The organism is Hymenobacter sp. B81 (assembly GCF_044628455.1).
In the GTDB taxonomy this organism is placed as follows: Bacteria; Bacteroidota; Bacteroidia; order Cytophagales; family Hymenobacteraceae; genus Solirubrum.
The window spans coordinates 657,542-670,505 of record NZ_JBIYZW010000002.1; the positions used below are offsets into that span (position 1 = coordinate 657,542).

Genomic DNA, 12,964 nt, shown 5'->3' on the forward strand with positions numbered 1-12,964 from the left:
ATAATTATTTGCAGAATAAATTTTAATTTATCGGAAAAAATATAGTATTTAGCTTTTGTTCTTACTTTCAATGCCGCTTTCGCTGCCGTTATGAAAGTTTCTACTACGCAGCCGTTTCAAATCGTCTACTCGTTGCTCGAGCACGAGTACCTGGGCTATCTGTTTGACTCCTACGTGGTTCAGCAGAATGCCAAAGGGCAGCTTACGCTCCAGCACCAGAACGTTTCCGCCAAAAACGCCTCCGAATTTGCCGACGGGCTCGACGCCACCGACTTCGAGCTGGTCGCGCTGACCGATCAGATTCAGCAGGACGCCGTCATCAAAGAGTTCTGGCCGAAAAAAATTACCCCGGCCGACTTCTTTCTAAAGATTTACGACGCCGAAAAGGGCGACAAGGCGCTGCAGGAGCGCATTTCAGTCTACGTGCAGCAGCGCATGGGCCAGATCATGGACCGGCTGCAGGGCAAGCTCGTGTTCATCATGGGCAAGGACGGCGAGCCGACCTGGCACGAAATCAAGGTGGCGCCCGAGCCGGCTTCGGTGCTGTTTCACTTCCGCCGCAACCCCGACAATACCCACTACTTCCCCACCATTCAGTACCGCGGCCAGAAGCTCGACTTCACCCAGCGCGGCGCCGTGATGGTGTGCTGCCAGCCCGCCTGGATGCTGCTCGACGACGTGCTGCACAACTTCCGCAACGACGTCGACGGCAAAAAGCTGCAGCCTTTCCTGACGAAGAAATTCATCGTCATTCCCCGGCAGGTCGAAGACAGCTACTACCAGCGCTTCGTGGCCCCGCTGGTCGAGTCGTTCGACGTGCACGCCCGTGGGTTCGACATCCGCTCGGAGCGCTACCAAGCCCGGCCCCACCTGATTTTCTCGGACGTGCCCAGCAACCCGCTGGCCTACGAAACCCAGGACAGCGCCCCCGCCCGCCGCAGTGCCCCGGCCGATGCCGGCTCCGACCAGATTCACTTCGACCTGGCCTTCCGCTACGGCGACCATCTGGTGCGCAACCACGACAAGCGCGTGAGCGTGCAGCTGGAGAAAACTTCCGACTCCTACGTGTTCCACCGCCTCATCCGCAACCTGGAAGACGAACAGGAGTTCATTCGGGCGCTGCAGGACCGCGCCCTGGAAGTGCGCAACGGCCGCGCCGTGCTCGAAAAAGCCACGGCCTTCCGCTGGCTCCACAGCCACGCCGCCGAGCTGGCTCGCCTGGGTTTCACGGTGCAGCAGGGCAGCACCTCGGGCAAAGACTACTTTATCGGCGCCGTGACGGTGACGGTGGGTATCACCGAAACCAACGACTGGTTCGACATTCACGGCACGGTGCGCTTCGGCGACTTCGAGGTGCCCTTTGCCAAGCTGCGGCCCTACATCCTGCAGAAGCGCCACGAGTTTCGCCTGCCCAACGGCCAGATTGCCATCATTCCCGAGGAGTGGTTTACCCAGTACCTCGAGCTGTTTGCCTTTGCCGAAGACCACCACCACGTGCTCACGCTCAAAAAGCACCACGTAGCCCTGGTATCGGACCTGGAAAACGGCAACCTGGCCACCGTCACCATGTCGCGCAAGCTCGAGCGCCTGCGCGGCTTCGAGGTGGTGGAAGACCGCGCCCTGCCGGCCGGCTTCCGCGGCGAGCTGCGGCCCTACCAGAAAGCGGGCTACAACTGGCTGCACTTTGTGCAGGACTACCGTTTCGGCGGCTGCCTGGCCGACGACATGGGGCTGGGCAAGACCATTCAAACGCTGGCCATGCTGCTGCAGCGCAAGGAAAGCGGCTCGGCCAGCGGCGCGGCTTCGCTGCTGATCATGCCCACTTCGCTGGTGTACAACTGGCTGAGCGAGGCCCAGAAGTTTGCCCCCGACCTGCGCATCCTGACCTACACTGGCACCTACCGCGACAAAAACGTGGAGCAGTTTGCCGACTACGATCTGGTGCTTACCAGCTACGGCATCGTGCGCCTCGACGCGGAATTGCTGCGCAGCTACCACTTCGATTACGTGATTCTGGACGAGTCGCAGGCCATCAAGAACCCGGGCTCGACCACTTCGCAGGCCGTGCGCGGGCTGCACTCGCGCCACCGGCTGATTCTCACGGGCACGCCGGTGGAAAACAGCACCATGGACCTCTGGTCGCAGATGTCTTTCATTAATCCCGGGCTGCTGGGCTCCCAGGCGTTTTTCCGCAAGGAGTTTCTCAAGCCCATCGAGAAAGACAAGGACGAGGTGAAGACGCGCAAGCTCCACGCGCTCATCAAGCCCTTTATTCTGCGCCGCCACAAGGCCCAGGTGGCCACCGAGCTGCCGGCCAAGATCGAGCACCTGAGCTACTGCCGCATGACGGAGGAGCAGCAGCAGTGCTACGAGGAAACCAAGAGCTACTACCGCAACAAGATTCTGCAGAGCATCGAGGAGTACGGCACGGCCAGCACCCAGTTTATGCTGCTGCAGGGTCTGACCAAGCTGCGCCAGATTGCCAACCACCCCCGCATGGCCGACGAAGGCTACGAAGCTGAGTCGGGCAAGCTGCGCGAGGTGGTGCGCATGATTCGCAGCGTGGTGTCGGAAGGCCACAAGGTGCTCGTGTTTAGCCAGTTCGTGAAGCACCTCGACCTGGTGCGCCACGCCCTCGACGAAAAGCAGATTGAGTACGCCTACCTCGACGGCAACACCCGCGAGCGGCACAAGGAAGTGGCCCGCTTCCAGCAGAGCGAGGACCTGCGCGTGTTCCTGATTTCGCTGAAAGCCGGCGGCGTGGGCCTCAACCTGACCGCGGCTGACTACGTGTTCATCCTCGACCCCTGGTGGAACCCGGCGGTGGAAGCCCAGGCCGTGGACCGCGCCCACCGCATCGGGCAGGAGAAAACGGTGTTTACCTACAAGTTCATCACCAAGGGCACCGTGGAAGAAAAAATCCTGGCCCTGCAGAACCGCAAAATTCAGCTGGTGTCGGATTTGATTACCACCGACGAGGCCATCATCAAGAGCCTCACCAAGGAGGATATCGAGGAGCTGCTCGGCTAAGTTTCAGCTACCCCATAGGTTGATGCTTATTGCGCCCTGCTTGCTGGCATTTGTTGACTCAGAGGCTTTCGCACTGGTAGGCAAAGTCATCTTGATTGCTGCCACAGTGTGTATGCTTGTCCTACTTTGGGGAGCATACGTGGTGTGGAAAGTAGGGCTACGGCTTTGGAAAGACGTCGGGGCAGGACGGACTATCGGCTTTTGGCTTACTCGTTTGTTCGCCCTTGTGATTATGGTATTCGTTGTGGTCGTGGTAGTAGGCGCGTTAACCACTTTTACAGGCCTTTTTCTTTAGCTGAAACGTGGATATACCCAACTCCTGCTTTGAACTAGTATAGTGGTAAGGAGACTCTGATTGCTACTGCCGCAGCTGCCAGGCAAATTCCCGGCACCGCGCCGCCACCCGCGCCACGTCATCCGCCGTGTGCAGGGCCGACAGCACCACCCGCGTAATGTGCGCCGAGCTGGGAGTGGGGTAGGGGAAGCTGGAAATCAGCACGCCGCGTGCGTACAGAAACTCGCACAGCGCGGTGTAGGGCGTGTAGAACACCGGGAAATCGGGGGCTGACTGGAAAAGAGCCAGACCGCTCGTCGCGGCGTGGAACTGACGCACGTTGCGCCGCAGCTGCGCGCGGGCCTGCCGGTACACTTCAGTAGCGCGCACCAGGGCGTAGAGGTAGGCCGGCACCACCGGCGAGCTGGCCCCGAAAAAAGCGCTGCCGCGCAGCTGCCCGATAAATGTAGCGTCGGACAGCACCACGCCGCCCGGCACCCCGGCGGCCTTGGCCAGCGAGCTGACTACCACCAGCCGCACCCCGCGGGGCACCGACAGCTCGGCGAAGATGCCCGCCCCATCGGGGCCGGTCACGCCGAAGCCGTGGGAGTCGTCGACCAGCAGCGTGACGGGGCGGTCGGTGGGCAGCTGCCGCACCCAGCCGAAGTCGTAGCGCTCCACCCGCAGCGGATCGAGCGAGTTGGTGACGATGACGACCGGCGCGGGCAGCTCGGCGCGCAGGCGCCGCAGCAAGTCGGCGGCCCAGGCCGAGTAGGGCAGGGGAGAAGCGGCCGCGGCGGTTGGCTGATCGGCCAGCCAGGCGGCCGGGTGGGTGCCGGGGGCGTACTCGAAGCGGCCGGCGCTGGCCAAAGACCGCACGGCCATCTGCCCCGCCAGGTAGCCTGACGACACCGTGAGGGCGGCTTCGGCCCCGGTGTAGGCGGCCAGGTGCTGCTCGGCTTCCTCGTAGACGCGCAGGCGCAGGTTGCCGTGGCGCGAGGCGCCGTAGTTGCTGCCGTAGCGGGCCAGGCCCTCGGCCAGCAGGGCGGCAAACGCGGGGTTGCGCGCCATGCCCAGGTAGCCGGTGCCGCTGCAATACAGGTACTGGCGGCCGTCGAGCAGCAGGGTGCGGCCGGGCAGGTGGTCGAGGTCGGGCATAAAGCAGATGAATATTGCCGTTAAGGGCCAACTTAACGGATTTGGCCCGCAACCAACCACGGCGCCGACGGTTAAGCAAGCCTATGCACCTGCTGCTTCGTATGCGCGTGGCTGCCCCTCCGACCACGGTCTGGTCCGGCTTCACCCGCGAGCTGTTTCTGGCCCTTGCCCCGCCGTTTCCGCCCTTTCGGCTGCGGCGCTTCGATGGCTGCCTGACCGGCGACCAGGTCGAGATTGAGCTGGGCGCCGGGCCGCTGCGGCAGGGGTGGACCTCACTCATCACCGCGCACGGCGAGCTGCCCGGCGGGGGGCGCTACTTCGTGGACGAGGGTCAGCAGCTGCCCGCGCCGCTGCACTTCTGGCGCCACCGCCACCGGCTCGAAGCTGCCCCCGACGGCGGCACCTGCATTGTCGAAGACATCGAGTTTCGCACTGCCTCGCCGCTGCTCGATGGGCTGCTGTACCCGCTGCTGTGGGCCACGTTTGCCTGGCGCGGGCCGGTGTATAGGCGCCGGTTTGGGGCGCCGCGGTCGTAGAAGCGAATTTCTGCGCACTAGGCTTGCATTCAGATTTTTATCACAGTTACCAAGGACGGGCCCGACGATTTCTAGGGCGCGGCGCGGCGGTGCGGCGGCGGCTGGCGAACTTTGCGGCGTATCACCTGCGTTGCCCCGTCTATGTCTCAGCCCGCCATCGTCACCCTCAAGCCCGGTAAAGATCAGTCCCTGCGTCGCCTGCACCCCTGGGTGTTTTCCGGCGCCATTGCCCGCCTGCAGGGCGAGGTAACCGAGGGCCAGGTGGTGGCGGTGCACGCCCACAACGGCGAGCCGCTGGGCATGGGCCACTACGCCCCCGGCTCCATTGCCGTGCGCATGCTGGCCTTTGGTCCCGACGTGGCCGCGCGGGCCGACGAAGCTTTCTGGACCGAGAAGCTGCAGAACGCCTACCGCCTGCGCCACCGCTTGGGCCTCACGGGCGAGGGCCAAACCAACGTGTACCGCCTGGTGCACGCCGAGGGCGATGGGGTGCCGGGCCTGATTATCGACGTGTACGGCGACGTGGCCGTGGTGCAGGCCCACAGTGCGGGCATGTACCTGGCCCGCCCGCTCATTGCCCAGGCCCTGCGGGCGGCCGTGCCCGGCCTGCGCGCCATCTACGACAAGAGCGCCGAAACCGTGCCCCAGAAAGCCGCGCCCGGCGCTCAGAACGGCTACCTCTTCGGCGAAAGTACGGGCAGTGAGCACCTCGTGCAGGAAAACGGTCACCGCTTTGCCGTGGACTGGGAGACGGGCCAGAAAACCGGCTTCTTCATTGACCAGCGCGACAACCGCGCCCTGCTGGCCCGCTACGCCCCCGGCCGCCGGGTGCTCAACACCTTCTGCTACACCGGCGGCTTCTCGGTGTACGCCCTGAAGGCCGGTGCCGAGCTGGTGCACTCCGTCGACTCGAGCAAGAAGGCCGTGGAGCTGACCAACCGCAACGCCGAGCTGACCGGGCGGCAGGACCGGCACGAGGCCTACGCCCAGGACGTGTTCAGCTTCTTGAAAGACCGCCACAACCAGTACGATTTGATCGTGCTCGACCCGCCGGCCTTTGCCAAACACCTCTCGGCCCGTCACAACGCTCTGATGGGCTACAAGCGCCTGAACGTGGCCGGTATCAAGCAGATTGCGCCCGGCGGATTGCTGTTCACCTTCAGCTGCTCGCAGGTGGTGAGCATGGAGCTGTTTGAGGGCGCCATCATGGCGGCCGCCATCGAGGCCGGCCGCCCGGCCCGCATCCTGCACCGCCTCACCCAGCCCGCCGACCACCCCGTAAGCCTTTTCCACCCCGAGGGCGAGTACCTGAAAGGACTGGTACTGGCGGTGGATTAGGGCGCGGCTAACGCCCCGCCGGCGCCGGCTGCGGCGAGTCTCATTGCAGGGAATCGATTGGGAGGACCGGGGCTAAAAGGGGCCTTTTAGGATTTGAAAAACCCAACTAGGCTCACAATCAGCACCAGCGCGCCAATGAGAAAAAGCCCGGTAAAGTGCTTCAGCGGCAAGCCCACGCTGGCTTGGGCTGCCTGAAATGGAGCCTGGTAACTGGCTGGCATTTCGGTGGGCTCCAATGCCTGTTTGCAAAACGAGCAGACCGACATGCCTGTGCGCTTGAGGGGGAAGGTCGGTATCCAGTAAATGTGGAAATAGCGCGAGTACACGGCCGCGTTCAGGGCGTTGTTGCCGCAGCTGACGCAGGTCACGCCGGGCAGGGGGCGGGTGCCAGCCAAGCTGGCTTTGGTGCCAAAGAAAATCATAGCAGAAGGAGTGCAGGGAGGAGGCTGCGCCCAAGCTACGGCCGCCGCTAATAACTGGTTGGCCCAAACTCCTCTCCCGCAACCGCCGCGCTTCCGGTGGCGGGGCGGCCACCTGGAATGGTCCTGACCGTGGCACCTGCACGCGGCAGGGCTGCCGCAGGCTGCAGAAGGGCCACGCCTTGGTTATTTTGCAGCATGCAAAGCCGATTCTGCCGCGCCCTTTTGCTCCTGCCTGTACTGCTGGCTTCCTGCGAATCGCGCCGCCCGGCTGAGCCGCCGACAGCCGCCCGGGCTGCCCTATCCGACTCGGCGACGGTTCCGCTCACGCCCGCCGTTCGGCCCGATACCACGGATGTCAGCCGGACTTCCTTTCATTTCCGAGAAGGCCACGACACGACGCTGCTGATTGGCGGTCAGCTTCACCGCCTGCTGTTACGCTCCGAAACCGACTCAACCCAGCCGCTGACCACGGTAAGCACCGGCCTGGTGGGCGAGTATTTTGCGGACGACACCAGTACGTTTGCCCAGACCGGACGGGTGCGGGGCTACGCCGGTAGCCAGGTCATTACCCTGCTGGACCCCAGCGGCCGGCTGGTGTTCCGCCGCCAGCTGCGCAAGCAGGATTTCTTCGCCGTGGCCGAAAAAGAAATTGTGACGGTGAGCCAGCCGGCGCGGCCCTATTTCGTTGGCTACCACGCCCCGAGTCAGACGCTGGTATTCAGCATCGACATCGGCATTCCGGCCAGCGACGTGGGCCAGCAGTGCGTGGTGGTACTGGGCCTCGACGGCCGAGTGCGTCACCTGGTGAGCAGCTACGACTGGAACTGGGGAGCTGCCGACTGCGAGCCGCGCCTGCTGCCCAATGGCACCGTGCTGACCTGCCAGGCCCTGATTCGTCCCGACGGCCGGCGCATCAGCCTGCTTAAGCCAAAGTCGGAGCTGGTAGCCGCCCTGGTTTTGTCCGATTCGACGCTGCTCACCGTTTACCAATACGGTTACTACCGCGCCCGCCCCGATACCAGTAGCGCCGCGGATGCCGCTGGAGTAAGCGCCAGCTTTTCCGACCCGGAATGGGTGAGCGACCCGCGCATGCGCCGCGCGCCTAATGCCTTCGTGCTCGACCGGCAGGGACGGGTGCGGCAGCAGTTTCACTACCAGGGCCACTACAGCATAATCGGCCACGTGGTGCCCCGCCGCTACGTGTGGCAAACGCACGCGTACTACCTGCTCGACGAAGCGCGCGGGCTGCACGTGCTTGATAAGCATTATCCCGCTGGCGTAACGGCGGTGCCTTTTCAGCAGATGCAGCGCTTCCGCAAGCCCCAGCGACCCGCCGAAGTGCGCTTCGTGATGACCACCGAAACAACCAGCTTGGCCTTCTACGTCGACCCGGCCCAGCCAACCCGGCTGCGCTACGAGCGTATCGAACGCCCTGACTAGTAGGCAAACGAACCGGCCCGTGGGCGGTTTATCGTTACCGACTTACCTGCTCAACTTTCCATGCCCTTTCTGCCCACCGGCCGCAAACGCTCCCTGTCCGCTCCCAAACAACCCGTGGCCATCATCGGCGCCGGCATCGGCGGCATTGCCGCGGCCGTGCGGCTGGCCGTAGCCGGGCACCGCGTCACGGTATTCGAGGCCGCCGGCTCGTTTGGGGGCAAGATGCACCAGTTCGAGCTGCCCGGCGGCTACCGCTTCGATGCCGGCCCCTCGCTCTTTACCTTGCCGGGGCTGGTCGACGAGCTGTTCCGACTGGCCGGACGTCGACCCGAGGACTACTTCCGCTACGAGCGGCTCGACCCCATCACCCAGTACTTCTTCGCCGACGGCACCCGCCTCACGGCCTGGGCCGACGAAGACCGGTTTGCCCAGGAGGTCGAGGCCAAGCTGGGCGTGGCCGCGGAGCAGGTGCGGGAGTTTCTGCGCGGCTCCCGGCGCGCCTACGAGGCCACCGCGCCCACTTTCCTGCACAAGTCGCTGCACCGGGCCGCTACCTACCTGAGCCGCGACACGCTGCGGGCCGTGGCCGAGCTGCCGCGCCTGGGCTTGCTGAGCACCATGCACCGCCGCCACCAGCAGGCCTTTCCGCAGGACGCCCGCCTGGTGCAGCTCTTCGACCGCTTCGCCACCTACAACGGCTCGGACCCCTACCAGGCACCGGCCACGCTCTCGCTCATTCCCCACCTCGAGCACGGCCTGGGCGCCTATTACCCCGAGGGCGGCATCTACAGCATTGCCCGCTCGCTGGTGCAGCTGGCCGAGGAGCTGGGCGTGCAGTTTCGCTACCACGAGCCGGTAGAGGAAATTCTGACTGCCGGCGGCCGCGTGACGGGGCTGCGCACCAACCGCGACGTGTACGACTTCGGGCGGGTGGTGAGCAACATGGACGTGGTGCCCACCTACCGCCGCCTGCTGCCCCAGCAGCCCGCTCCCGAGCGCACCCTGGCCCAGCCCCGCTCGTCGTCGGCGCTGATTTTCTACTGGGGCGTGGAGCGGGAGTTTGCCGAGCTGGGCGTGCACAACATCTTTTTCTCGCAGGACTACCGACGCGAGTTCGAGGCCATCTTCCGGGAGCAGACCGTGGCCGACGACGTGACGGTGTACGTGAACATCACCAGCAAGAAAACCCCCGCCGACGCGCCGCCCGGCCACGAAAACTGGTTTGTGATGGTGAACGTGCCCCACGACCAGGGCCAGGACTGGCCCGCCCTGCAGCAGCGCACCCGCGCCGCGGTGCTGCGCCGCCTCAACCAGGCACTGGGCCTCGACGTAGCTTCCCTGATTCGGGCCGAGCGGGTGTGGACGCCGCCGGGCATTGCCGCCGACACCTCGTCGTGGGGCGGGGCGCTCTACGGCAGCTCGTCGAACACGCGGCTGGCGGCCTTCCTGCGGCACCCCAACTTTTCGGGTCGGCTGGAAGGGCTGTACTTTTGCGGCGGTTCGGTGCATCCCGGCGGGGGAATTCCCCTCTGCCTGCTGTCCGCCCAGATCGTTGCCGACTTAATTAATAATTCCTAATTATTAATTAATAATTACCGCCATGCCCCATTCCGAACCCGTTGCTGCGCCCGTGCTGCCGCCCCCTGCTTCTCCCGACCCGGCCCGGCGGCGCCTGCGGCTGGCCCAGTTCGTGCTCGTGCTCTTCCATGTAACCGGCCTGCTTGGCCTGGGCCTGTCGGCCGACCCGAGCTTCTACCTGCAGTTTGTGCCGCTGAACCTGCTGCTGACGGCCGCCTTGCTGCTGGCCTTCGACCGCCACAGCCCGGCACCTATGTTCGGCTGGTTTGCCCTCACCGTGATGCTGGTGGGCTACGGCGTGGAGGTGGTAGGCGTGCGCACCGGACTGTTATTTGGCAGCTATGACTACGGCACCACGCTGGGACCCCGGCTGCTGGGCGTACCCGTCATCATTGGGCTGAACTGGCTGATCCTGACTTACCTGGCCGGCGGATTGGCCCAGCGCCTGCCGCTGCCGCCGCTGGCGCGGGCCCTGCTGGCGGCCGTGCTCATGGTGGGCCTCGACGTGTGCATCGAGCCGGTGGCAGTGCATTTCGGCTGGTGGCAGTGGCGCTTCGATGTGATTCCGCTGCGGAATTTCCAGGGGTGGTTTGCCGTTTCCTTTATCCTGCAGGTGTACCTGAACCGCAGCCAGGTGCAGGCCGGCCGCAATCCGCTGGTGCCCTTCGTGTACATGCTACAGCTGCTATTCTTTTTTGGTTTGGGCTGGCTGATCCGCTAACTTACCCGGCCGCTTCTCTGCCCGCTTTCCCATTTTCATGAATAAAACGCTGCGCGACACCCTGCTGGAAGAAGCCTACCAGTTATTTATTACCCAAGGCATCAGCGCACTGTCCGTTGAGCAGATTACCACCAGCCTCGACATTTCGCCGAGCACCTTCCGCGAGATGTTCCGCGACAAAGCCGACCTGGTGCTGCAAACCGTGGAGCACGACATCGAGCGGCAGCGGCAGGAACACACCGAGCTGTACGCCCAGGTGCAGAACCCGATTCACCGGCTGCTGTCGTTGCTCGAAATCGGCATCCGCGACCTGCGCAAGGTGTCGCCGCAGTACATCATCGACATGCAGCAGTTTCCCGAGGCCTGGAACCGGGGCCTGCAGCACATGAACGATTACAGCTACCCGCAGCTGCACAACCTGCTCAACGAGGGCGTGCTGCACAAGATGATCCGCGCCGACATCAACATCGGGCTGGTGACCAAGATCATCATGGAGATGTTCAACCTGATGATCAACGAGAACATCTTCCCCCCCAGCCGCTACAGTCTGGCCGAGGTGTACCGCAGCATCTACCTCTACTACATCCGCGGCCTGTGCACCGACGAAGGCATGCAGGCCGCCGCCGCCCACTTCGCCCGCATGTAAGTGTTGGGTGACAGGTGACAGGTAAAAGGTGACACAGAACAGGTAACAAGTAACACGTTTCGGGAGTCTGTCCGGAGCTCCGCTTAAATGACCAAGGCCGCTCCGAGGAGCGGCCTTGGTCGTTACAGACTTGATGGCAGGGGCGGAGGGGAGGTGACGATAGGGCAACCTGTCACGTGTCACGTGTTACCTGTCACCTCCTCACCCAATCAGCTGATGGACACGCGCACTTTCTTGGTGAACTCGCGCAGGGCCGCGGGGAACTCCACGTGGTGGTCCTGCATGTGGTTGAGAATCCAGATGGCGCCGAATACGTGGGTGAGCTGCTCGCCCTCGTCGTCGCCCTCGACCTCGAAGGAGGGCTGACGCTCGTCGAGCAGGGCTTCCTCGGCTTCCACCAGGCTTTGCAGGCTCTGGGTTTCGACCAGGCGCTTGATAACGGGTACTTTCATGATGACGGGAGCGGCTTAGCGGATTTTTTCGAGCAGCGCCACCACGGCTTCCTCCTTGCTGGCCGACACCGTATCGACCAGCTCACCGCCTTTGAACACGGCAAAGAAAGGCAGGTTGGTAACGCCGGCCGCTTTGCGCGCCTCGGGGCTGTGCTCGGCATTTACGTCGAGAAACGCCACGCCCTGGTTGGCTTCGTGCTCGGAAAGGCGCTTGAATTTGGGGCTGAACAGGCGGCAGTTGCCGCACCAGTCGGCGTAGTATTTCACCACTACTTTGTCGTGGTCTTGCAGAAGTTGCTGGAATTCAGCGTCAGAAGCTTTGGTAACGGCCATGAGGATGGTAAAAGGTAAGCGGCTGTTCAGATAAGAATCATTCTTATCTGGCCGCGAAGGTAAAAGCATTCCGGCAGAAAAAAGTTTCGGCCGGGCGGACGGCTTTGCGTAGTCGGCCCGCCGGCCGACTACGCAAAGCCGCGGGGCTACGGTTGCCGCGCAACCCGGCAGGGGGCAGCCGCAGTATAGCCGGCAGAGCCGCGGCCGCGCCGGCCCGGCCCCCGTCTCTCTGCCCTATGCGCCTGCTGACCTGGATTTTCGTATGCTGCCTGCTTGCCGCCTGCCAGTCGGACGGGGCCGGGCGTACCGACCCGTCCGGCTCGGTGGCGCCAGTTCCTCCTGTCATGCGCAACATCGTGTTCTTTGGCAACAGCCTCACGGCCGGCTACGGCCTGCCCCCGCAGCAATCCTTCCCGGCCCTCATCCAGCAGAAAATCGACTCGTTGGGGCTGGCCTGGCAGTGCATCAACGCGGGCGTGAGCGGCGAAACTACGGCCGGCGGCCTGCAGCGCCTGCCCACCGTGCTCGGCAAGCGCCGCCCCGATGTGTTCGTGCTGGAGCTGGGGGCCAACGATGGGCTGCGCGGCATTCCGGTGCGCGAAACCACCCAGAACCTGCAGCGCATCATCGACGGCGTGCGGCACCAGTACCCCGAAGCCGAAATCGTGCTGGTGGGCCTGGAGTTTCCCTTCGACCTGAGCGCCTTCGGCGGGCACCGCTACGCGCGCTACGCCGAGGAATTCCAGGCCCAGTTCCGGCCGCTGGCCGAGAAAAACCACCTGGCTTTCGTGCCCTTCCTGTTGCAGGGCGTGCTGGGCCGCCGCGAGCTGAACCTGCCCGACGGCGCCCACCCCAACGCCGCCGGCTACCGCATCGTGGCCGAAAACGTATGGCAGGTGCTGGAGCCGGTGTTGAGGAGGGATTAGGTCTTAGGGACTTAGGAATTAGAGCGTGGAGGCCAAAATGCACGCGGGGCCCGCAGCAAGTGCTGCGGACCCCGCGTTGACTAAGCTGAGCGTAGACCAGGGTTTGTCTA

General features: G+C 63.9%; 12 protein-coding genes. 8 read left to right on the forward strand and 4 right to left on the reverse strand.

Annotated elements, in window-relative coordinates:
* Positions 1–90 precede the first annotated feature (90 nt).
* A complete protein-coding gene (locus ACE191_RS14025; RefSeq protein WP_400192860.1) occupies positions 91–3,030 on the forward strand; it encodes a DEAD/DEAH box helicase in 2,940 nt (979 codons plus the stop codon).
* A 358-nt stretch (positions 3,031–3,388) separates the two neighbouring features.
* Here ACE191_RS14025 and ACE191_RS14030 read toward each other — a convergent pair whose 3' ends face one another.
* Entirely contained in the window at positions 3,389–4,462 is a 1,074-nt protein-coding gene (locus ACE191_RS14030) for an aminotransferase class I/II-fold pyridoxal phosphate-dependent enzyme (RefSeq protein ID WP_400192861.1), read from the reverse strand.
* Between the two features lie 83 nt (positions 4,463–4,545).
* Here ACE191_RS14030 and ACE191_RS14035 point away from each other — a divergent pair, with 83 nt between their 5' ends.
* Both ACE191_RS14035 and ACE191_RS14040 read left to right on the forward strand, forming a co-directional pair.
* A complete protein-coding gene (locus ACE191_RS14035; RefSeq protein ID WP_400192862.1) occupies positions 4,546–4,998 on the forward strand; it encodes a hypothetical protein in 453 nt (150 codons plus the stop codon).
* 141 nt (positions 4,999–5,139) lie between these two features.
* Positions 5,140–6,336, forward strand: coding sequence for a class I SAM-dependent rRNA methyltransferase (locus ACE191_RS14040; RefSeq protein WP_400192863.1), 1,197 nt, complete (start codon positions 5,140–5,142; stop codon positions 6,334–6,336).
* A gap of 86 nt (positions 6,337–6,422) precedes the next feature.
* Here ACE191_RS14040 and ACE191_RS14045 read toward each other — a convergent pair whose 3' ends face one another.
* Positions 6,423–6,758 carry a hypothetical protein gene (locus tag ACE191_RS14045; protein ID WP_400192864.1) on the reverse strand — a complete coding sequence of 112 codons (336 nt, stop codon included), beginning with the start codon at positions 6,756–6,758 and terminating at the stop codon, positions 6,423–6,425.
* A gap of 222 nt (positions 6,759–6,980) precedes the next feature.
* Here ACE191_RS14045 and ACE191_RS14050 point away from each other — a divergent pair, with 222 nt between their 5' ends.
* From ACE191_RS14050 to ACE191_RS14065, 4 genes are read left to right on the forward strand one after another with little or no spacing between them, the layout of a single operon-like run.
* Positions 6,981–8,198, forward strand: a complete 1,218-nt coding sequence (locus ACE191_RS14050; RefSeq protein ID WP_400192865.1) for a hypothetical protein — start codon at positions 6,981–6,983, stop codon at positions 8,196–8,198.
* A gap of 60 nt (positions 8,199–8,258) precedes the next feature.
* The gene (crtD, locus tag ACE191_RS14055) at positions 8,259–9,776 is read left to right on the forward strand and encodes a 1-hydroxycarotenoid 3,4-desaturase CrtD (protein ID WP_400192866.1); all 1,518 of its coding nucleotides are present in this window, start codon (positions 8,259–8,261) and stop codon (positions 9,774–9,776) included.
* A gap of 22 nt (positions 9,777–9,798) precedes the next feature.
* The gene (locus tag ACE191_RS14060; RefSeq protein WP_400192867.1) at positions 9,799–10,497 is read left to right on the forward strand and encodes a carotenoid biosynthesis protein; all 699 of its coding nucleotides are present in this window, start codon (positions 9,799–9,801) and stop codon (positions 10,495–10,497) included.
* 37 nt (positions 10,498–10,534) lie between these two features.
* Positions 10,535–11,143: a TetR/AcrR family transcriptional regulator gene (locus ACE191_RS14065; protein ID WP_400192868.1), complete on the forward strand. Its 609-nt coding sequence runs from the start codon at positions 10,535–10,537 to the stop codon at positions 11,141–11,143.
* Positions 11,144–11,352: 209 nt separating this feature from the next.
* Here the strand turns inward: ACE191_RS14065 and ACE191_RS14070 are convergent, their stop codons facing one another.
* Complete coding sequence (locus ACE191_RS14070; protein WP_400192869.1) at positions 11,353–11,595, reverse strand: DUF6952 family protein; 243 nt, start codon at positions 11,593–11,595, stop codon at positions 11,353–11,355.
* Positions 11,596–11,610: 15 nt separating this feature from the next.
* The gene (locus tag ACE191_RS14075; RefSeq protein WP_400192870.1) at positions 11,611–11,928 is read right to left on the reverse strand and encodes a thioredoxin family protein; all 318 of its coding nucleotides are present in this window, start codon (positions 11,926–11,928) and stop codon (positions 11,611–11,613) included.
* A gap of 236 nt (positions 11,929–12,164) precedes the next feature.
* Between ACE191_RS14075 and ACE191_RS14080 the strand changes: the two genes are divergently transcribed.
* Positions 12,165–12,854 (forward strand): arylesterase, encoded by a 690-nt coding sequence (locus tag ACE191_RS14080; protein ID WP_400192871.1) that lies wholly within the window; start codon positions 12,165–12,167, stop codon positions 12,852–12,854.
* The last annotated feature ends 110 nt before the right edge of the window (positions 12,855–12,964 follow it).